This window comes from Tateyamaria omphalii, assembly GCF_019802125.1.
Classification (GTDB): Bacteria; Pseudomonadota; Alphaproteobacteria; order Rhodobacterales; family Rhodobacteraceae; genus Tateyamaria; species Tateyamaria omphalii_B.
On record NZ_JAHVHT010000006.1, the window covers coordinates 225,697 to 247,013 of the forward strand.

Here is a 21,317-nt window from a genome sequence, read left to right on the forward strand (position 1 = left end):
AGGCGGGCGGCCCAACGCCCGCCTTCAGGGTTGGTATGCGAACATAGGCGCGTTTTCAGCAAGCGAGGACAACGCCTCACAGGTCGAAACGCGCGGCCCTCGATCAAGGATCGCATCCTGATCACCCAGCACGACTGATACTGTTTCGGAATTGGCCGAACCTACGCGCAGATCACCAAAGGGGCGCGTGTCTCGGAACACTGAAACAATTGGCGGCAACGCAGAAGTGGCATCGTAAGGCCCTTCAAATACTGTGTGTATCAACGCGTCCACGCGCGCATCCTCCGCTTCCGCATAGCTTCGTTCGATGTAAAGACTGCAGCTTTCACAAGCAAAGCGCTCCACATAGGTGTCGTTCAGGAACACGAGCGCGCGCGTATCCAAGTTCAAATCTCCGACAAAGACGCCTCGCAGCGTGACCTCCAGATCCAGCCAGCGCTCCCCCAGCTCTTCACCCGGGTTCAAGCGAGACAGGACCTGAAGCGCACTCAGCGCGACAGCGCTGTCATCATCCTGTGTCAGCAAAAGCAGCGCATCCAGCATGCGGCCACGCAGAAGCGGATTGCGCGCAAGCCCCTCGACAGTCGCTAGAGTTGCAGGCGATGCCGGGCGCGCAAGTGTATGCTCAAAATTCCATGTCAGAAGGCATCCGTCATCCGTGCCTTTGACCACGGGCATCGTCACCAGAACACCCACTTCATTCAGAATGTCGCGCAACGACATCTCGGTTGATGTCGATTTGAACTGCCCCCGCAACTTGTCGACCAGGTCCAGCATGACCAACTCGTTCTGAAGCGTCATCTGTTGGGTCTGCGCGTCCATGCGGTCGTTTTGCAAACGCATGCTTTCCGTCTGCTGCGACATCAATTGAACCTGCGCTTGCACTGCCTCTGTCTGAACGCGCATGAAATCCGTCTGCTCGGTCAACCGCTCCGTCTGGGTGCGCAGCGCTTCCGTCTGCTCGCCCAGCTTGCGGTTCTGCTCGAACAGCAGCACCGTCCCCATGAACGCCCCAAAGGCCAGCAGCAGCGCCACCGCCGTCGCGATCACCCAGCGGTAAAACCCGGTCCAGGCGTACCAGCCCATCCCGCGCTGGACCAATTCCTGCGCGTGCTTGGTCGCGGCCTCCCGGTCCCCCGCCGTCGCCGCCGACACACCGCTGATCAGCGACGCACTCACATCGTCCAGCGTCGCCTCTGCCCGCCCGAACATTCTGCGCAAAATCCAGCCGCGAAAGAACAACGCAATGACCAGAAAGAAGACCAGCACCGACACGGCGATGAACAGGGTCACAGCGATGCGCCGCATCTCCTGTTCGGTCGCGCCCATGATGCCAGTGGCCATCGGTACGGCCAGAAGACCGGCTGAAAAAAAGCCCAGATAGAAATACAGCTGCTTACCCATGACCGCATGATGCGGGCGGAGGCGGCAAACGGGCAAGTATTGATGCGTCAGATCCGCGCGGATTAACCAAATGCGCGCTGAAACGCAGCCCAATTCGGAAAAATGCACAGTTTTGGCGGTAAAAGTCGTAGTTTCGAAAAATCGGCGCAAATACGCACCCGAATCCGGCGCCCAAAACACGCAGTTTCGTCCCTAAACTTCGCAGTTTCGGGCAAAGCTCGACGTGGACACAGGCGGATGGGCCTGAAATTCTTGTGGTTAATGTAGCGCGCGCCGCCCTTTGTCTCATTAAATGAGATTTATTGTCTCGTTTTTATGTTGATTTTTCGCCCAACATCTGCGATATAGATGGTAGATACTGGTCGTTTCGCTCTGCCGTAATGCCAGATTGATTTCTGCTTAAGTCCAGATTACTCTGCACCCATGGCACTCCCCGTCGAAACATTCTTTCTGCAGCCCGGCCATCAGGGCACCCTGCAGAGCCAGGTGCAGCAGATGATCGCCCACGGCATCCTGTCGGGCCGTTTCGGATCCGGGGAAAAGCTGCCCTCCACCCGCAAACTCGCCGCCCATCTCGGGATCAGCCGCATCACGGTTACGCTCGCCTATACCGAGCTTGTGGCCTCGGATTACCTGACTGCCCGGGGCCGGTCGGGCTACTATGTGTCAGCCAATGCGCCCGTCCCGCCCAGTTATCAACCGCAGCCCGCTTCCGGCGATGCCGTCGACTGGACCCGCGCCATCGGGCAGCGGTTTTCCGGCGGCCACACGCTCAGCAAGCCGCAGGACTGGGCGCGGTTCAAATACCCGTTCATCTACGGCCAGACCGACCCGCAACTCTTTGACCATACGAACTGGCGCCAATGCGCGCTGCAGGCCCTCGGCCAACGGGATTTTGCCGCGCTGACATCTGACTATTTTGACCAAGATGATCCGCAGCTCATTGAATTCATTCAGCGAAACACGCTTCCCCGGCGCGGCATCTCCGCCAATGCCGACCAGATACTGATCACGCTCGGCGCCCAGAACGCGCTTTGGCTCGCCGCCCAGATCCTTCTGACCCAGCGCCGCACCGCCGCCTTCGAGGACCCGTGTTACCCGGCCCTGCGCGAGATCCTCACACAGTCACGATGCCATCTGGCCCCCGTCCGCGTGGACCGCGATGGCCTGCCGCCCGATGGCATCCCGCCGGATTCCGACGTGATCTTTTCCACGCCGAGCCACCAATGCCCCACCACATCCACGATGCCCATGCCGCGCAGGCAAGCCCTGCTGGACCGCGCGCGCGAACTGGACGCGCTGATTGTCGAGGATGACTACGAGTTCGAGATGTCCTTCCTCAACCCGCCCTCGCCCGCGCTCAAGTCGATGGATACAGATGGGCGGGTGATCTATGTGGGCAGCTTTTCCAAGTCGCTCTTCCCCGGCCTGCGGCTCGGCTATCTCGTCGGCTCCGAGCCCTTCGTGCGCGAAGCCCGCGCCCTGCGCACCTCCGTCCTCCGCCACCCGCCCGGCCACATCCAGCGCACCGCGGCCTATTTCCTGTCGATGGGGCACTATGATGCGCAAATTCGCAAGATGAGCGCGGCTCTGCACACCCGCCGCGACGCCATGCAGGAGGCCATCGACGCCAACGGGCTCGACATCGCCGGTCAGGGTGCTTTTGGCGGCTCGTCCTACTGGATGCGCGCGCCACAGGGGGTCGACACACGTGCAATGGCCCAACAATTGCAAGAGCTTGGCGTCCTGGTCGAACCCGGCCACGCCTTCTTTTCCGGGGATGACCAGCCGCAGGGGTTCTACCGCCTCGGCTATTCCTCGATCCATGTCGACCGGATCCGCGCCGGCATTGGCCTTATCGCGCAACATCTGAATCACTAGCCTGGACTTAAATGGATGCCATAACTGGCCCTAACGAACACCCACTCCCCCGGTCTAACGTCAATTCCGACATTCCGGGGCGATTCGACGCCCCCGCTTCTATTGGAGACTGCCCCATGAAAATGACCACGGAAGAAGCCTTTGTGAAATGCCTGCAGCGCCACGGCATTGAACACGCCTTTGGCATTATCGGCTCGGCCATGATGCCGATTTCCGACATCTTCCCGGATGCCGGTATCAAGTTCTGGGACTGCGCCCACGAAGGCTCTGCCGGCATGATGGCCGACGGCTTCACGCGTGCCACCGGCAAAATGTCGATGATGATCGCGCAAAACGGCCCCGGCATCACCAACTTCGTGACTGCGGTCAAGACGGCGTACTGGAACCACACTCCTTTGCTTTTGGTTACCCCGCAGGCCGCCAACAAAACGATTGGTCAAGGTGGCTTCCAAGAAGTCGAGCAGATGAAGCTGTTCGAAGACATGGTCGCCTATCAGGAAGAGGTCCGCGACCCGTCCCGCGTGGCCGAGGTTTTGACCCGCGTCATCAGCCAGGCCAAACGCCTGTCGGGCCCGGCCCAGCTGAACATCCCGCGCGACATGTGGACCCAGGTGATCGACATCGAGATCCCCGAGCCGATCGAATTCGAAGCCTCCCCCGGCGGCCTCAACTCGGTTGCGGAAGCGGCCAAGATTCTGTCCGAAGCCAAGAACCCCGTCATCCTGAACGGCGCAGGCGTGGTCCTGTCCCAGGGTGGTCTGGCCGCATCGCAGGAACTGGCAGAGCGCCTGACCGCACCGGTCTGCGTGGGCTACCAGCACAACGACGCCTTCCCCGGCAATCACCCGCTCTTTGCTGGCCCGCTGGGCTACAACGGCTCCAAGGCAGGCATGCAGCTGATCTCGGAAGCGGATGTGGTCCTGTGCCTCGGCACACGCCTCAACCCGTTCTCGACCCTGCCCGGCTATGGCATCGATTACTGGCCCACAGACGCGAAGATCATCCAGGTCGATATCAACCCCGACCGCATCGGCCTGACCAAGAAGGTCACAGTGGGCATCGTGGGTGACGCAGCCAAAGTGGCGAACGGCATCATCGCGCAACTGTCTGACGACGCAGGCGACGCAGGCCGCGAGGCACGCAAGGACAAGATCGCACAGACGAAATCGGCATGGGCGCAGGAACTGACGTCCATGAACGAAGAGCAGGACGATCCCGGCACCAACTGGAACGAGCGTGCGCGCGCTGCGAAACCAGATTGGATGAGCCCCCGCATGGCATGGCGCGCCATCCAATCCGCGCTGCCTGTCGAGGCCATCATTTCCTCCGACATCGGCAACAACTGCGCCATCGGCAACGCCTACCCGTCCTTCGAAGAGGGCCGGAAATATCTGGCACCCGGCCTGTTCGGCCCCTGCGGCTACGGCCTGCCCGCCATCGTCGGCGCGAAAATCGGCCAGCCTGACGTGCCGGTTGTCGGTTTCGCTGGTGACGGCGCCTTCGGCATTGCCGTGAACGAACTGACCGCCATCGGTCGCGGTGAATGGCCTGCCATCACGCAGATCGTCTTCCGCAACTACCAGTGGGGTGCGGAAAAGCGGAACTCGACTCTGTGGTTCGACGACAACTTCGTCGGCACCGAGCTGGACGAACAGGTCTCCTACGCCGGCATCGCCAACGCTTGTGGCCTGAAGGGCGTTGTTGCCCGTACGCAGGAAGAGCTGACCGCAGCGCTGAACCAGGCGATCAAGGATCAGATGGAAAACGGCATCACCACGCTGATCGAAGCCATGATCAACCAGGAACTGGGCGATCCCTTCCGCCGCGATGCGATGAAAAAGCCCGTATCGGTTGCTGGCATCTCCAAAGACGATATGGTCCCGCAAACAGCTGCGTGATCTACCAAGACCCGAGGGGATGGGCACGCGCCCGTCCCCTCTTTTTCATTTTCGAAAGGCGGTTTCGTGCCCCAATCCTTCCTGTCCGACGCCAATGCGATCGCGCCCGCACACATCATCGAGATGGCGCAAAAAGCGGCCAGCCCCCGCGTGGCCATCGCCCGCGCCGGTGCGCCCCTCCCGATGCTGGCGGCCAAGGAAGCAACCGAAGCCAACATGATGATCCCGGTCTTCACCGGTGAGCGTCACATGATCGAGGCTGAGGCCGAGAAGCTGAACTGGGACATCTCAGGCTTCGAGTTGATCGAGGCCGAGGGCGAGGTCGCCTCGGGCATGGCCGCTGCAAAAGCATGTGGCGAAGGCCAGGCCGATATTCTGATGAAGGGGCAGCTCCATACGGATGCGTTCATGCGCGCTGCCGTGTCGCGGGACGCGGGCCTGCGCACGGGCCGCCGCTTTGTCCACATCTTCCACATCACCACGCCCGACGGCACCGGGTCGATCACGATCTCGGACGCCGCCGTGAACGTGACCCCCGACATGGCAACGCGCCAGGACGCGACGGCCGAAGTGGTCAAGTTGCTGCACAAGCTGGGCAATGCGCGCCCCAAGGTTGCGTTCCTGTCAGCGACCGAATCCGCCATTGAAAGCGTACCTTCGTCCATGGATGGACGCGCGCTGCGCGATTGGGCCATCGAAAACATTGCCGATGCCGATTTCTCCGGCCCGCTGGCCTTCGATCTCATCATGTCGCCCAAATCTGTCGCCACCAAGAAGATGACAGACGATCCCGTCGCAGGCAAAGCCGACGCCATCATCGTCCCCGACATCGTCTCGGGCAACGCACTGTTCAAATCCTTTGTCTACCTGGCCGGTGGCTGCGCAGGCGGCATCGTCATGGGGGCCAAGGTCCCGATCCTACTGACCTCGCGCGCGGATCCACCTGCGGCGCGCCTGTCTTCCGTGGCCCTTGGGGCCATCATGGCCGCCGCATGATCCTGGTCGTCAACGCAGGCTCCTCCTCCATCAAGGTCGCGCTGTTTCAGCCCGATCTGACAGAAGTGATGGCAGGGCAAGTGAGCGGCATTGGCGGCGCGTTGGCCCATCTGACATTGGGCAACGAAGATCAGAACGTCACAGCACCCGACCATGACGCGGCGCTGACGACAATCCTCGACAGCCTCACGCGGCAGGGGATCACCCCCGACAAACTGACCGCAGCGGCCCACCGGGTCGTGCATGGCGGCACATCGCTGGTGGACCCGGTTGCGGTGGACGACACGGTGATTGCAGGGATCGAAGCGGCCACACCTCTGGCGCCCCTGCACAACCCCAACAACCTCGCAGGCATCCGCGCGCTGCAAACGCTCGCGCCCGACCTGCCGCAATATGCCAGCTTCGGCACGGCATTCCACGCGAACCAGCCCGAGGTCGCGACAACATATGCCCTCCCGAAAGAGCCACGCTCCATGGGCATTCGCCGCTATGGCTTCCACGGCCTCAGCTACGCATGGATCGTCACGCAATTCGGCTCTGACCTGCCCGACCGCCTGCTCGCCTTCCACCTCGGCTCCGGCGCTTCACTCTGCGCGATCAACAAAGGGCGCTCAGTCGCCACCTCCATGGGCTACTCCCCCCTCGACGGGTTGACGATGGGCACCCGCTCCGGCGCGATCGACGGCATGGCCGTCCTACGGCTGGCCGAGATCTACGGCGCAGACGAAGCGGCCCACATGCTGAACCACGAAAGCGGGCTGAAGGGTTTGGGCGGCAGCAATGACATGCGCCTGCTGCTCGGCGCCGACACAAACCGCGCGAAACTGGCAGTCGAGCATTTCTGCTACTGGGCCGCCCGTCATGCAGGCTCGGCCATCGTCGCGATGGGCGGTCTCGACGCCGTGGCCTTCACCGGCGGCATCGGTGAGAATGCAGAACCCATCCGCACACGCATCATGGAGCACCTGCACCTTTTCGGCGACGTGCCTGTGCACGTGGTCAAAGCCGACGAGGAACGCCAGATCGCGACTGACGCACGCGCCCTGATGACTGGGGTGCAGCCGTGAACCGTACAAACACACAGCAGAACATCAACGCTCCAGTCTTCCGCCAGGGCACGGGACAGGAGCACCTCACGCCATGACCGCAACTGGAAATTCCTTCTTGCACGACCTCCCCGACCGGGTGCGCGTCCTGTTTCCTGGAGTGCTGGTGGCGATCCTCGTGGCCGTCACAGCGCAATTCCTGGCCGAACATTACGACACCCCTGCCATGCTGATGGCCCTGCTTCTGGGCATCGCCGTGGCCTTCCTCGGGGACGAGGGCAAAACGGTCGAAGGGATCGCCTTTGCCGCCCGTACCATCCTGCGCTTGGGCATCGCCTTCCTCGGTGTCCGTATATCGTTCGAACTGATGGCAGGGCTGGGCCTCGAACTGGTCGCGCTCGTCATCGGCGGGGTCGCGGCCACCATCGGTTTCGGCCTGCTCATCGCGCGCTTCTTCGGCCACGGCTGGCGCTTCGCCTTCCTCACAGCAGGCTCGGTCGCCATCTGCGGCGCCTCGGCCGCGCTTGCGATCAGTGCAATCCTGCCCAAGGACGAACGCTCCGAGCAGCGGCTGATCTTCACAGTGCTGGGCGTCACCGTCCTGTCGACCATCGCCATGGTCGCTTACCCGATCCTCGTCACCCAACTCGGCATGGACGATATGTCGGGCGGTATCTTCCTCGGCGCCACCATCCATGACGTCGCTCAAGTCGTCGGCGCAGGCTTCTCGATTTCGGAAGAGGCAGGCGACACCGCCACACTGGTCAAACTGATCCGCGTGTCGATGCTGGCGCCCGTGGTCCTGATCGCCGCCCTCCTCATCCGCTCCTTCGCCGAAGCGCCCGAGGACGGCGCACGTCCGCCGCTCCTGCCGCTCTTCGTGATCGGCTTCCTGGCGCTCGCGACACTCAATTCGTTCAATCTGATCCCGACCCCGGTCACCGATCTGATGAGCCAGGCCTCGCGCTGGATGCTCCTGATCGCGATCGCGGCGGTCGGCATGAAAACAAACCTCAAGCGGGTGCTCGCGGTCGGAGGGGCCGCAATTGCGCTGCTTGTCACCGAAACCCTGTTCATCGCAGCGCTGATACTTGCGGGGATTTACTATTTAGCCTGACAAACAGGCAGACGGGAGGCCAGATGACGTTCCAGCAACCTAAGATCAATACCTCGCCCCATGTCTCGGACGAGGTGCGCAAAACCACCTGCTACATGTGCGCCTGCCGTTGCGGGATCAACGTGCACATGAAGGATGGCAAGGTCGCCTATATCGAAGGCAACCGCGACCACCCGGTGAACCAGGGTGTGCTCTGTGCCAAGGGCTCGGCAGGCATCATGCAGGTCAACGCCCCGTCGCGTCTGCGCAAGCCGCTCAAGCGGGTCGGCGAACGCGGCTCTGGCGAGTTCCAGGAAATCGAGTGGGACGAGGCGTTGCAGATCGCAACCGACTGGCTCGCCCCGATCCGCAAGGATGACCCGTCGAAGCTGGCCTTCTTCACAGGCCGCGACCAGTCGCAAAGCTTCACTAGCTTCTTTGCCCAGAATTTCGGTACCCCAAACTACGCGGCCCATGGCGGCTTCTGCTCGGTCAATATGGCCGCCGCTGGCATCTACACGATGGGCGGCGCGTTCTGGGAATTCGGTCAGCCCGACTGGGACCACACCAAGCTCTTCATGCTGTTCGGCGTCGCCGAAGACCACGACAGCAACCCGATCAAGATGGGCATCGGCAAGATCAAGGCGCGCGGCGCGCGTGTCATCGGCGTGAACCCGATCCGCACGGGCTACAACGCCGTGGCGGACGATTGGGTCGGGATCACCCCCGGCACCGATGGCCTCTTTATCCTGTCACTCGTCCACTGCCTGATGAAAGCGGGCAAGATCGACGTGAACTATCTGGCGCAGTTCACCAACGCGCCCTGCCTGATCAACGGCGATGAGAAGTCCCCGGAATATGGCCTCCTCCTGCGCGACGAGAATGGCAAGGAGCTGGTGATCGACCGCGCCACGGGCAAGCTGACACCTTTCGACCAAAAGGGCGTCAAACCCGACCTCACCGCCACCCATCGCCACGCAGGCATCAGCCACCGCACCGTCATGCAGCACATGGCGGAACGGTACCTCAGCGACGAATACGCGCCCGAGGCCGTTGCTGACCGGGTCGGCATCTCCGCCAAGCGCATCCGCACGCTGGCGGCCGAAATCGCCCGCGTCGCCTTTGATGAGGCGTTTGAGCTGCAACAGGAATGGACAGACTTCCGCGGCGAAACGCACAAGACGATGCAAGGTCGCCCCGTCTCCTTCCACTCCATGCGCGGCATCTCCGCCCACGCCAACGGGTTCCAGACCTGCCGCGCCTTGCATGTGCTGCAAATCCTGCTGGGAACGGTCGAAGTCCCCGGCGGCTTCCGCTTCAAACCCCCTTATCCGAAACCAGCGACAGCGCACCCCAAGCCCCATTGCGGCGTGTCACCGGATAAGCCACTCGACGGCCCGCACCTGGGCTTCGTCCACGGCCCCGACGATCTGGCCCTGAAAGAAGACGGCACGCCCGCCCGGATCGACAAGGCGTTCAGCTGGGAAAACCCCATGTCTGCCCACGGGCTCATGCACATGGTGATCTCGAACGCCTATGCGGGTGATCCTTACAAGATCGACACGCTGTTCATGTACATGGCGAACATGTCCTGGAACTCGTCCATGAACACCCGCGGTGTGATCGACATGCTGACGGACAAGGACGACAACGGCGACTATGTCATCCCGCGCATCATCTATTCGGATGCGTACAGCTCGGAAATGGTGGCCTATGCCGACCTGATCCTGCCGGACACCACTTACCTCGAACGGCACGACTGCATCTCGCTGCTCGACCGCCCGATTTGCGAGGCCGACGCTGCCGCCGACGCCATCCGCTGGCCGGTGATCGAGCCCGACCGCGATGTGCGCGGGTTCCAGTCCGTCCTGTGCGAACTTGGCGCGAAACTCGGCTTGCCCGGTTTCACCAACGAAGATGGCAGCCAGAAATACGCCGACTACGGCGACTATATCGTCAACCACGAACGCAAACCCGGCATCGGCCCCCTCGCCGGCTGGCGCATGGGCGAAGATGGCCTGACCAACGGTCGCGGCGGCGTGAACGAAAGCCAGCTCGACAATTACATCGACAATGGCGGCTTCTGGGTCGGCCACATCCCGGACGAAGCGCTCTACTACAAGCCGTGGAACAGCGCCTATCAGGATTGGGCCGTGGGCATGGGCCTCTTCGACAGCCCTCAACCCTACCTTTTCACGCTTTACGTGGAACCCATGCGCCGCTTCCAGCTTGCGGCCGAGGGGCATGGCGACCGCCAGCCGCCCGATCACCTACGCGAGCGGATCAAAGCGACGATGGACCCGCTGCCGATCTGGTACGACCCGTCCCCCGACAACCACGGCGACGACTACCCGATCACCGCGCTCACCCAGCGACCGATGGCCATGTACCACTCATGGGGTAGCCAGAACGCATGGCTGCGGCAACTCCACGGCCACAACCCGCTCTACCTGCCGACCAAGCTGATGCGGGAAAACAACCTCCAAGACGGCGATTGGGCCAAGGTGACGTCTCCCCACGGCGAAATCACGGTGCCGGTGCTCGAAATGGCCGCGCTCAACGAAAACACGGTGTGGACCTGGAACGCCATCGGCAAGCGCAAAGGCGCGTGGGCGCTGGACGAAAACGCGCCAGAAGCAACCAAGGGCTTCCTGCTGAACCACCTGATCCACGAGCTGCTCCCACCCAAGGGCGATGGCCTAAGATGGGCCAACTCCGACCCGATCACGGGGCAGGCGGCGTGGTTCGACCTCAAAGTGCGCATCGAAAAAGCCAAGGCCCCGAGCGAAAGCCAACCCGCGATGGAGCCGATCAAGTCTCCCGTCGGCAAAGGGCCAATGCAACTCACATGGAAGGTCGGCAAATGACCCCCATCCAGCGCACCCTCCTCGCCATCGCGGCGTTCGTCACAATCGCCGTGGGCACGTTCATCTACTTCATCGCCAACTGGGACGCCTCCAAGGCTGAACCGATTGGCATGATGAAAGAAAGATCCCCCTTCATCTTGCCAAATAAACTCCGGGGTCTGGGGCAGAGCCCCAGTCCGGCCCTCTCAGTGAGGACACCCGCATGACCACACTTCCCGAAAAAACCGAACGCAAACTCGGCCTCGTCATCGACCTCGACACGTGCGTCGGCTGCCACGCCTGCGTGATCTCGTGCAAAGGCTGGAACACCGAAAACTACGGCGCGCCGCTCTCCGACACAGATGCGTATGGAAGCGACCCGTCGGGCACCTTCCTCAACCGCGTCCACAGCTACGAGGTGCAGCCAAGCCAAGGCGAAGCGCAACTGATCCACTTCCCCAAATCCTGCCTGCATTGCGAGGACGCGCCCTGCGTCACGGTCTGCCCCACGGGCGCCAGCTACAAACGGGTCGAGGATGGCATCGTGCTGGTGAATGAGTCGGACTGCATCGGCTGCGGCTTGTGCGCCTGGGCCTGCCCCTATGGCGCGCGCGAAATGGATGCCGTCGAGAAGGTGATGAAGAAATGCACCCTCTGCGTGGACCGCATATACAACGAAAACCTGCCCGAGGAGGACCGCGAGCCCGCCTGCGTGCGCACTTGCCCGGCAGGCGCGCGTCACTTCGGTGACTTCGCAGACCCCGAAAGCAACGTGTCGAAACTCACCGCCGAACGCGGCGGCATGGACCTCATGCCCGAACAGGGCACAAAACCCGTGAACAAGTATCTGCCGCCCCGCCCCAAGGACACGCTGTCCGAAGGTGCGGGCGACATCGACATCCTCGCCCCCTACCTCGAACCTGTCGCGCAGGAAGCCACTGGCTTCCTCGGCTGGCTCGACAAGACGCTGGAGAAACTCTGATGCATCCCGCACCCTCCGTCATCTTTTTCACCGTGTTCTCAGGGATCGGCTTCGGCCTCCTGACCTTCCTCGGCCTCGGCTACCCCGCGGTCACCGGCTGGTCGGCGTTCGCCTTTTTCGTCATCGCATACCTGTGCGCCGTCGGCGGCCTCATTTCATCGACCTTCCACCTCGGCCACCCCGAACGCGCGATGAAGGCCTTCACCCAATGGCGCTCCTCCTGGCTCAGCCGCGAGGGCGTCTGCGCCGTCGTCGCCCTGATTGTCATGGCGCTCTACGGTGCAGGATTGGTATTCTTCGGCCAACGCTGGGGCATCCTTGGCTTTATCGGCGCGATCTTCTCGCTGCTGACAGTCTTCACGACCTCGATGATCTACACCCAGCTCAAAACCATCCCGCGCTGGAACTCGCCCCTGACCCCCGCCATGTTTCTCAGCTTTTCGCTGGCAGGCGGTGCCCTCCTGGCGGGCCAGGTCACATGGGCGATGGCCCTCATCGCCATCTCCGGCGTGATCCAGGTCGTGCTGTGGATGCAAGGCGACGGCGCACTCAAGAGCTCGGGCACCACGCTCGCCACTGCCACCGGTCTCGGCACAAACGGCAGCGTCCGCGCCTTCGAGCCACCGCATACCGGCACCAACTACCTGCTCAAGGAATTCGCCTATGTCGTGGGCCGCAAGCACAGCATGAAGCTGCGCGCGATATCCTTCGTGCTGATGGTGGTCGTACCAGTTCTGCTACTGGCGCTGCCCTTCTCGCACTGGATCGCACTTGTGGCGGTGGTTAGCTACATCGCAGGCACGCTTGCCTCCCGCTGGCTGTTCTTTGCAGAGGCCGAGCACGTGGTCGGCCTCTACTACGGCAAACGGTAAAGGTCACGGTGCGCAGTAAATGCGCACCCTACACCCAGGCCGTAGGGTGTGCGCTCCGCGCGTACCACGCGCTTACATCAAACCGGCAAATTCCAACGCCGCATCGACCTTCGCCTTGGTCTCATCCGCCAACCCGGTCAAGGGCAACCGCACCTCATCCGAACACAGGCCCAGTCGAGACATCGCGTATTTCGCACCAACCAGACCCGGCTCGGTAAAGATCGCCTTGTGCAGCGGCATCACCTTGTCCTGGATCTCCAGCGCCTTGGCATAGTCACCGGCCAGACAGGCCTCCTGCATCTGGCTCAACAGCTTCGGCGCTGCGTTGGCCGTGACCGAGATACAGCCCACACCGCCCTGCGCGTTGAACCCATGCGCTGTCGCATCCTCACCCGACAACTGGATAAAGTGCGGGCCACAGGCCATGCGCTGATCGCACACGCGCGCCAGATCGCCGGTCGCATCCTTCACGCCAACGATACGGGGCAGTTTGGCCAATTCCCCCATCGTCTCCGGGGTCATGTCGATGACGGACCGACCGGGGATGTTGTAGATGATGATCGGAATGTCGGCGCAATCGTGCAGCGCGGTGAAATGTGCGATCAGTCCACGCTGGGTCGGCTTGTTGTAGTAGGGCGTCACGACCAGCGCCGCATCGGCACCGATCTTCGCGGCATATTCGACAAACCGAATAGCCTCGACCGTGTTGTTCGATCCGGCTCCGGCTACGACCGGAATGCGGCCTGCCGCGGCTTTCACCACGGTCTCAATGACCGTTTCATGCTCCTCATGGGTCAGTGTCGGGCTTTCGCCGGTGGTGCCAACGGGCACCAACCCGTGCGAGCCTTCGCCCACATGCCACTCAACCAGCTTCTTGAGCGTTTCCAGATCCAAAGCGCCGTTACGAAACGGCGTGACGAGGGCAGGCATAGAACCTTTGAACATTCTCACGCTCCTTTTTTACGTGTGGCAGGCAGAGGGCCTGGGATGAATTTTGCATATGATCGGAAACGTGAGTTGAAACCCCACGCGCCGCACATATGCTCAAAGGCTCTAGCCACGCGCCGCAAGGAATTGCAAGAGATGAGCCGGATTGCCCTCGCCTTTGTCCTGCTTTTTATGTCGGTTGTGGCCGCTGCGGCAGAACGGCCCCGTCCCCTTGGCTGGGCCATGGACGCACTGCGCAGCGGCAACTGGGACAGCGCCGCCACCATAGCGGCCCGCGACGGCGACGTGGCCGCGGACATCATCGAATGGCACCGCCTGCGCGCCAGCCGCGGCAGCTATGAGGACATCGCGAGCTTCCTTGATCGCCGCCCCGACTGGCCGGGCGAAGCGCTTCTGCGCGAACGCTCGGAAGAGACCGTCGCGGATGAGCCCGACACCGTCATCCTGTCTTTCTTCGAAGAGATGGGCCCACAAACACCAGAAGGCATCCTCGCCCACGCCGCCGCCCTGACCCGCGCGGGCCGTGAGGGCGAGGCTGACGCCAACCTTGTTCTCGCCTGGCGGACGCTGCCGATGAAGGGCAGCACACATGCGCGCTACCTCAGCAACCATGGCGACCTTCTGAAACCGCACCATGCCGCGCGGCTTGACGCGCTGTTGTGGTCGCGTGATTTGACCAGCGCGGGCCGCATGTTCGATCTGGTCAGCAACGGACAACGCGCTCTGGCCGAGGCACGTATCGGCCTGCGTGCCCTTGCCAGCAATGTCGACGCGCTGATCGATGCCGTGCCCAACGCGCTGCAAGACGATCCCGGCCTCGCCCGCGACCGCTTCGAATGGCGCGTCCGCAAGGGCCGGTGGGACGATGCCAAGGCGCTGTTGATGGACCGCTCCCGCTCGGTCGAGGCGCTTGGCCAGCCCGAGGACTGGGCCAACCGCCGCCGCGCACTCGCGCGGGACGAGATGCGGGACGGCGATGCAGCCCGCGCGTATCAACTGGCTGCGCGCCATTTCCTGACCGAAGGATCGGCCTATGCCGATCTGGAATGGCTGTCCGGCTACATCGCCCTGCGAAAACTACAGGACCCCGAGGTGGCACTCGGTCACTTCCAGAACCACCGCAACGCCACCCGCTCGCCCATCTCGCGCGGACGCGCAGGCTACTGGATCGGCCGCGCGCACGAAGCGATGGGCAACACCGAAGAGGCCAGCGCCGCCTATGCCGAAGGCGCGCAATACCAGACCTCGTTCTACGGCCTTCTTGCCGCTGAACGTGGCGCCCTGCCCATCGATCCTTTCCTCGACGGATCGGAAGCCTTCTCCCCCGGCCAGGACACCCCGCTTACGGAAAATGACCTCTACGAAGCGGGCCTGCTCCTGCAAGCCTCGGGCGAGGTCAGCCTCGCAGAACGCTTCTGGACCCACCTCGCCGAAAGCCTTGATCGCAATACGGCGGGCTACCTCGGTCATGTCGCGATCGCCGCGGGCCAGCCCCACATCGCCGTCATGATCGGCAAGCGTGTCGCGCGGCGGGGCATCACCCTGCACGCGCCCTACTACCCGCTGCACCCGCTGGCGGATGCCGACCTGCCCATGGCCCCTGAAATGAATCTCGCCATTGCCCGGCGCGAAAGCGAGTTTGACCCGGTGGTTCAATCCAGCGCAGGGGCTCTCGGACTTATGCAGGTCATGCCCGGCACGGGCCGCGACGTGGCCTCCGATCTTGGCCTCTCCGCCGACCACACCACCGCCCGGCTCATTTCCGACCCGCCCTACAACGCGCGGCTCGGGGCCACCTATCTCAGCCAGCTCGCGCGCCGCTTTGATGGCAACGTGATCCTGATGTCGGCGGCCTATAACGCCGGCCCGTCCCGCCCCGATCAGTGGATGCTGCGCCTCGGCGATCCGCGCCGCGGGACGGATGACTTCGACGCTATCGACTGGATCGAACACATCCCCTTCCGCGAGACCCGCAACTACGTCATGCGCGTCACCGAAAGCCTGCCTATCTACCGCGCTCGTCTGGGAAAGGACCCGCTGCCGATCCCGTTTTCCGAGGAACTCGTCGGCTCAACCCTGCTGTCGTTCGCGCCACAGGGTGAATAGGCCTGCCGCCACGATGATGGCTGCGCCGATGATGACGTTGATCTCCAACACCTCGCCAAAGACGCTGATGCCGACCAGCGCGGCAAAGACCATCTGGAAATAGGCAAAGGGTTGCACAGCACTCGCCTCCGCGACCTCATAAGTCCGGATCAACAGCCAGTGCCCCAAGGCACCCGTCAGGCACAGCGCCCCCATCCAGCCCCAATCAGCGCCCGTCATCGGCTCCCAGAACCAGACACCGACACAGGTCATGCCCACGGCACCCACTGTCCCGGTCCAAAAGAAACTGGTCGCCGTGCTGTCATCCCGCGCCACATAGCGCGTCAGAAGGCCGTAGATCGCAAACATGATAGCCGACGCCAGCGGAATGACAGCCGCCGGATCAAAGACACCCAGACCCGGCCTTAGAATGATCAGCACGCCTACAAAGCCAACCCCAATCGCCGACCACCTCTTCCAGCCCACACGCTCACCCAAAATCGGCCCGGACAAGGCGGCCACAAGCAAAGGATAAGCGGCAAAGACCGCATGGCTCTCTACCAGCCCCAGCACGGTAAAGGCCGTGACCATGACGCAAATCTCAGCCGCCAGCAGCAGCCCCCGCAGCCCCTGCACCACCGGCTGCCGCGTCTGCGCCGCCGCCCGCAGCCCCCCGGCCTTGCGCGCGGCCACGCTGATGACAAAGGCCGCAAAGAACCAGTACCGGATCATCACGACCATGAAGACGTTGTATTCCGCCGCCAGATGGCGCGAGATCCCGTCCTGCCCCGCAAACACGACCGACACCGCGATCATCAGCGCGATGCCCAGGCGCGTGTTGTTGCCCTGGCTCATCCCAAAACGGCCCGCGTCATATGCCGCTTGCGGCCAAAGCCCGGCACACGGGTGACAGCAAATCCTGCCTCTTCCAACCCACGACGCACGAACCCCGCTGCGGTATAGGTGGCGGCTGTCCCCGCGGGGACCGTGTGCCGCGCCACCTCGGCCATCAGGTCTGCACCCCACAGCTCCGGGTTCTTCGCAGGCGAAAACCCATCCAGAAACCACGCATCCGCCTTGCCGTCCCAAGCCGCCAGCGTCTCCCGCGCATCCCCCTCGATCACGGTCAGCGTGGCATCCATAAACTCCGCCGAGCCGCCGCCAGCGGCGATCAAATGCCCCGCCAACTCCGCCACTTCAGGAAAAGCCGCCAACGCCTTCTCCATCTCGGACACATCCATCGGAAACGCCTCGAAACTCGTGAACTGCAACCGCCCCGGCACGCCCGCCGCACGCCATGCCGCCCAAGCGGTCAGAAAGTTCAGTCCCGTCCCAAACCCCAGTTCCGCAATATGAAACCCATCCACAAACCGCGCGGTCAGGTCGTTGCCAGCCAAAAACACATGCCGCGTCTCGGCCAACCCGTCCTCAAGCGAAAAGTACGGATCGTCAAAGCGCACCGACACCGGCACACGGTCCTCGCGCCACTCAAGCTCTGCCCGCTGGTCCTGCATCCGTCGCCTCTGTAGAAGATGTCACGGCGACCTTGGCGAAAGGCATCTGGAATGGCAACGGCAGACATCACCGTCCGCGGCGCAGGCATCTTCGGCCTGTCCATCGCGTGGGTCCTGACCCAGCGCGGCGCGCGCGTGCAGGTGATCGACCCGCACGGCCTCGGCGCAGGGGCATCAGGCGGTATCGTCGGCGCACTCGCCCCCCACGTGCCGGAAAACTGGAACCCGAAAAAGCAGTTCCAACTGGAAAGCCTGCTCATGGCCGAAGCCTTCTGGACCGAGGTCGAAGCCGCAGGCGGCCAATCCCCCGGCTACGCCCGCACAGGCCGCTGCCAACCCATCGCCGACGACGCGGCCCTCGTCCTCGCCCACCAACGCAGCGAAACAGCCAAGGACCTCTGGGGCGACGCCGCCACATGGACAGTCCGCCCCATCGCTGACCCAAAATGGTCCGCAACAAGCCCCACCGGCATGGAAATCTTCGACACACTCAGCGCCCGCGCCCATCCGCGCCAGGCCTGTCAGGCCCTCGCCGCCGCCCTCAAAACGCAAGGCGTCGACATACAGACCGAAGGCCCAGACACCGACATCACCCTCCACGCCACCGGCGTCGCGGGCCTCGACACGCTCAACGCCGAAAACCCCCGTATGGTCGGCGCAGGGATCAAGGGGCAGGCCGCCCTACTGGACGTCTCCGCCCCCGATGCACCGCAACTCTTTACCGACTCGCTGCACATCATCCCGCACGCCGACGGCACCACCGCCATCGGCTCCACAACTGAGCGGGAGTATGACGACCCCGCCAGCACCGACGCGCAGCTCGACGAAATCATCGCCCGCGCCCGCACCGCCGTGCCCGCACTAAAAGACGCCAAAGTCATCGCCAGGTGGGCAGGTCTGCGCCCCCGCTCCCGCAGCCGCGCGCCCATGCTGGGCCCATGGCCCGACCGGCCCGGCCACTTTATTGCAAACGGAGGGTTCAAGATCGGCTTCGGCATGGCCCCGAAAGTCGCCCATACGATGGCCGACCTCATCCTCGATGGTCGCGATACGATCCCTAACGGCTTTGAAGTGGGCGCATCGCTTTAGGCCTCCGCCTCCATACACAATCGCCCATCCGGCCCACGCACCCACAGGCTCCGCCCCTTTCGGCAAAACGTCCCCACCTCATGGTGCATCAGCGGTGACGTCGCCCGGAACCGAAACCGCTCCAAGGACCCCAAAGCCGCCTCCGCCATCAACATCAAATGCTGCGCCAAGAGCGGCCCATGCACCACCAACCCGTCATAGCCCTCAACCGCGCGGGCATAGGGCTGGTCATAGTGAATACGGTGCCCGTTAAACGTCAGCGCCGAATAGCGAAACAGCAGCGTCGCATCGAACGCGCGCTCCACCGCGTCCTCCTCATCCACCGGAGCCATGGGCGGCACCGGACGCGGCGCATCCAGATCAGGATCTTCGCGATAGACCAGGTCCTGCCATTCCGACACGCACAGCGCACCCTGCTGCCACATCTCGTGGCGCAACGTGACAAAGGCCAGCGGCCCGGTCCGGCCCACCTTGCGCACGGCGTTCTCGCACACGGTCACACGCTCGGCCTCATCCCCAAGCCGCAAAGGCGCGTTAAAGGCCAACCGCCCCTCGGCCCACATGCGGCGCGGCAGGCCCATGTCGGGGATCACACCACCCACTTTCGGATGCCCATCGCGGCCAAGCCCATCGGGCGGCGCAGGCGACCAGAAATAGAGCTGGTGGAAGAAGGGCGGCAAGGGATCACCAGCGTTCAGCGTCGCCTCATCGCCCAGCGCCACCTGCATGGCCTGCGCCCGCGCGGGGTCCATCACATCGCTTTGACGAAGCTTAAGTTCAGGGTCATGGTCCATGCACCGGACCATGGGACAGGAGGATGCAAATTGGAACAGCCAACGCTGAGCTCACTCGATCACCTCGTACTCACGGTACAGGACATCGACACGACCATCGCCTTCTACACCACCGTTCTCGGCATGACGCACCTACCCTTTCAGGTGGCCGACGGCTCGACCCGACACGCGCTCGCCTTCGGGGCACACAAGATCAATCTGCACCAGGCGGACAACACCTTCGACCCCAAGGCGGCACACCCGACCAAGGGCAGCGCCGACCTCTGCTTTCTGACAGACACCCCGATCACCGACTGGCAGGCGCATTTCAAAAGCACCGGCACAGCCATCGAAGACGGCCCTGTTGCCCGCTCAGGCGCACAATTCCCGATCCTGTCGCTCTACATCCGCGACCCGGACGGCAATCTGATCGAGGTCAGCACGCGGGCTTAACGCCCAATCTCAGCGCGCAGCGCCTCCATCAGCGCGGTCAACTCGCGGACATAGATCTCGCCAGTCAGGCGCCCGACCTCATCGAATTCCTTACTCGACCCGGCCAGGTGGATCTCCGGCCCCTGCAGGATACGCGGCCGGAACGGCACCATGCAGGCGCGCAGGATCATCTGCGCCCGCTCACCCCCGGCCCGACCTGCCGCCGCCGACATCACGGCCACAGGTTTGTCCGTCCACGGCCGCCCCTCGACCCGGCTCACCCAATCCAGGGCATTCTTCAGCACACCGGGGGGTGCCTTGTTGTACTCGGGGGTCGAAATGATGACGGCATCGGCCTCTGCGATCTGCTTGGCCATCACCTGCGCGGGCTCGGGCACGCCTTCGGCCGCCTCCAGATCGCCATCATAAAGCGGCATCCGCAGATCCGCCTCGTTGAAGGTGCAGTCGCCAAACAGCCGGGCCGCCTCGCGCATCAGTTTGGTATTGGTGGCCTCCGCCCGCAATGAGCCCGAAATCCCCAGCAAAATTGGCGTCGTCATAATCCGTCCTTCACTTTCAACCAGACCTCAGAATGGCGCGTTCCCCCCACAAAGCAAGAGGCCCCGGCAATGCACCGGAGCCTCTGACATCAGTTTGATCTGTTTTTGACCCTATGCCGGGTTCGGCAGGATCACGATTTCCACCCGGCGGTTCTGCTGCTTGCCCGCAGCGGTCGCGTTGGTGGCAATCGGCTGGCTCTCGCCCCGGCCAAAGGCCTGAACGCGGTTGAACGGCACACCCTGGTTCAGCAGCACGTCCGCGACGGCATTGGCGCGACGCTCCGACAGCTGTTGGTTAAAGGCCGCATCGCCATCGCTGTCGGTGTGACCGATGATCTGCACGGTCGAATTCGGATAGCGCTCAAGGCTGCGGGCCAGGGCGGCCATGTCCGAGTTCAGACCCGGGCGCACGGTAAAGCTGTTGACGGCAAACAGGATCGCCTCGGGGAAGGACACGATCAACCGGTCGCCGGTGTTGGTGATGGTGACGCCGCTCGCCAGCTCACGGCGCAGCTCCGCCTCCTGCTGGTCAAGGTCGTACCCGATGGCACCGCCGACCAGACCGCCGACAACGGCACCGGCCACGGCGGCACTGCGGTCGCCTGCGACCGCACCGATCAACGCACCGGATGCGGCGCCGATAGCAGCCCCGCGGTTGCGGTTCTGGTTCAGGGTTTCGCCGCTCGGCCCGGTGGTGCCCAACGCATTGGGGTCCGTACATGCACTCAGCGCAGCAATGGCGCCGATGGCGAAAACGACTGGGGATTTAAGCATATCTCTGTATCCTACTGCCTTCCAAAACGGGGGCGTGTTCGGGCACGCACCCTTATCGTGGACGCAAGATAGGCAGCAAAAGTTCCCAGAAATAGGGGGAAAATGCGATCAGCAACATCCC

Annotated in this window: 19 protein-coding genes; 12 read left to right on the top strand and 7 right to left on the bottom strand. The window is 63.2% G+C overall.

The features are described 5' to 3' along the window. Window positions 1-24: 24 nt before the first annotated feature. Complete coding sequence (locus KUV51_RS20275; protein ID WP_222523270.1) at window positions 25-1,404, bottom strand: hypothetical protein; 1,380 nt, start codon at window positions 1,402-1,404, stop codon at window positions 25-27. A 423-nt stretch (window positions 1,405-1,827) separates the two neighbouring features. Between KUV51_RS20275 and KUV51_RS20280 the strand changes: the two genes are divergently transcribed. From KUV51_RS20280 to KUV51_RS20320, 9 genes are all read left to right on the top strand, one after another. Further along, window positions 1,828-3,285, top strand: a complete 1,458-nt coding sequence (locus KUV51_RS20280) for a PLP-dependent aminotransferase family protein (RefSeq protein ID WP_222523271.1) — start codon at window positions 1,828-1,830, stop codon at window positions 3,283-3,285. Window positions 3,286-3,401: 116 nt separating this feature from the next. Then, complete coding sequence (gene xsc, locus KUV51_RS20285) at window positions 3,402-5,183, top strand: sulfoacetaldehyde acetyltransferase (protein WP_222523272.1); 1,782 nt, start codon at window positions 3,402-3,404, stop codon at window positions 5,181-5,183. 66 nt (window positions 5,184-5,249) lie between these two features. Further along, window positions 5,250-6,179 carry a phosphate acyltransferase gene (locus KUV51_RS20290; RefSeq protein WP_315898857.1) on the top strand — a complete coding sequence of 310 codons (930 nt, stop codon included), beginning with the start codon at window positions 5,250-5,252 and terminating at the stop codon, window positions 6,177-6,179. Then, a complete protein-coding gene (locus tag KUV51_RS20295) occupies window positions 6,176-7,246 on the top strand; it encodes an acetate/propionate family kinase (RefSeq protein WP_222523273.1) in 1,071 nt (356 codons plus the stop codon). The genes KUV51_RS20290 and KUV51_RS20295 overlap by 4 nt, the downstream gene beginning before the upstream one ends. Window positions 7,247-7,319: 73 nt before the next feature. Further along, window positions 7,320-8,342: a YeiH family protein gene (locus KUV51_RS20300; protein ID WP_222523274.1), complete on the top strand. Its 1,023-nt coding sequence runs from the start codon at window positions 7,320-7,322 to the stop codon at window positions 8,340-8,342. A 23-nt stretch (window positions 8,343-8,365) separates the two neighbouring features. After that, window positions 8,366-11,188 carry a molybdopterin oxidoreductase family protein gene (locus KUV51_RS20305; protein ID WP_222523275.1) on the top strand — a complete coding sequence of 941 codons (2,823 nt, stop codon included), beginning with the start codon at window positions 8,366-8,368 and terminating at the stop codon, window positions 11,186-11,188. Then, on the top strand, window positions 11,185-11,394 hold the full coding sequence (locus KUV51_RS20310) for a hypothetical protein (RefSeq protein ID WP_222523276.1): 210 nt from the start codon (window positions 11,185-11,187) through the stop codon (window positions 11,392-11,394). Before KUV51_RS20305 ends, KUV51_RS20310 begins: the two co-directional genes overlap by 4 nt. Further along, window positions 11,391-12,149, top strand: coding sequence for a 4Fe-4S dicluster domain-containing protein (locus KUV51_RS20315; protein ID WP_222523277.1), 759 nt, complete (start codon window positions 11,391-11,393; stop codon window positions 12,147-12,149). Before KUV51_RS20310 ends, KUV51_RS20315 begins: the two co-directional genes overlap by 4 nt. Beyond that, window positions 12,149-13,021: a dimethyl sulfoxide reductase anchor subunit family protein gene (locus KUV51_RS20320; protein WP_222523278.1), complete on the top strand. Its 873-nt coding sequence runs from the start codon at window positions 12,149-12,151 to the stop codon at window positions 13,019-13,021. The genes KUV51_RS20315 and KUV51_RS20320 overlap by 1 nt, the downstream gene beginning before the upstream one ends. A gap of 72 nt (window positions 13,022-13,093) precedes the next feature. Here the strand turns inward: KUV51_RS20320 and dapA are convergent, their stop codons facing one another. Then, complete coding sequence (dapA, locus tag KUV51_RS20325) at window positions 13,094-13,966, bottom strand: 4-hydroxy-tetrahydrodipicolinate synthase (RefSeq protein ID WP_222523279.1); 873 nt, start codon at window positions 13,964-13,966, stop codon at window positions 13,094-13,096. Between the two features lie 138 nt (window positions 13,967-14,104). Here dapA and KUV51_RS20330 point away from each other — a divergent pair, with 138 nt between their 5' ends. Next, window positions 14,105-16,075: a lytic transglycosylase domain-containing protein gene (locus KUV51_RS20330; RefSeq protein ID WP_222523280.1), complete on the top strand. Its 1,971-nt coding sequence runs from the start codon at window positions 14,105-14,107 to the stop codon at window positions 16,073-16,075. Here the strand turns inward: KUV51_RS20330 and KUV51_RS20335 are convergent. Both KUV51_RS20335 and mnmD read right to left on the bottom strand, forming a co-directional pair. Then, on the bottom strand, window positions 16,040-16,909 hold the full coding sequence (locus tag KUV51_RS20335; protein ID WP_222523281.1) for a DMT family transporter: 870 nt from the start codon (window positions 16,907-16,909) through the stop codon (window positions 16,040-16,042). The genes KUV51_RS20330 and KUV51_RS20335 overlap by 36 nt on opposite strands. Then, on the bottom strand, window positions 16,906-17,568 hold the full coding sequence (gene mnmD, locus KUV51_RS20340; protein ID WP_222523282.1) for a tRNA (5-methylaminomethyl-2-thiouridine)(34)-methyltransferase MnmD: 663 nt from the start codon (window positions 17,566-17,568) through the stop codon (window positions 16,906-16,908). Before mnmD ends, KUV51_RS20335 begins: the two co-directional genes overlap by 4 nt. 51 nt (window positions 17,569-17,619) lie before the next feature. Here mnmD and KUV51_RS20345 point away from each other — a divergent pair, with 51 nt between their 5' ends. Then, window positions 17,620-18,657: an NAD(P)/FAD-dependent oxidoreductase gene (locus tag KUV51_RS20345; RefSeq protein ID WP_222523283.1), complete on the top strand. Its 1,038-nt coding sequence runs from the start codon at window positions 17,620-17,622 to the stop codon at window positions 18,655-18,657. Here the strand turns inward: KUV51_RS20345 and KUV51_RS20350 are convergent. Beyond that, entirely contained in the window at window positions 18,654-19,451 is a 798-nt protein-coding gene (locus KUV51_RS20350; RefSeq protein ID WP_222523284.1) for a MaoC family dehydratase N-terminal domain-containing protein, read from the bottom strand. The two genes, KUV51_RS20345 and KUV51_RS20350, sit on opposite strands and share 4 nt — an antisense overlap. A gap of 30 nt (window positions 19,452-19,481) precedes the next feature. Here KUV51_RS20350 and KUV51_RS20355 point away from each other — a divergent pair, with 30 nt between their 5' ends. Further along, entirely contained in the window at window positions 19,482-19,883 is a 402-nt protein-coding gene (locus tag KUV51_RS20355) for a VOC family protein (RefSeq protein ID WP_261385963.1), read from the top strand. Here KUV51_RS20355 and KUV51_RS20360 read toward each other — a convergent pair. Both KUV51_RS20360 and KUV51_RS20365 read right to left on the bottom strand, forming a co-directional pair. Next, window positions 19,880-20,422, bottom strand: coding sequence for an NADPH-dependent FMN reductase (locus tag KUV51_RS20360; RefSeq protein WP_222523286.1), 543 nt, complete (start codon window positions 20,420-20,422; stop codon window positions 19,880-19,882). The genes KUV51_RS20355 and KUV51_RS20360 overlap by 4 nt on opposite strands. Before the next feature lie 111 nt (window positions 20,423-20,533). Continuing rightward, entirely contained in the window at window positions 20,534-21,196 is a 663-nt protein-coding gene (locus tag KUV51_RS20365; RefSeq protein WP_222523287.1) for an OmpA family protein, read from the bottom strand. Window positions 21,197-21,317: the final 121 nt, after the last annotated feature.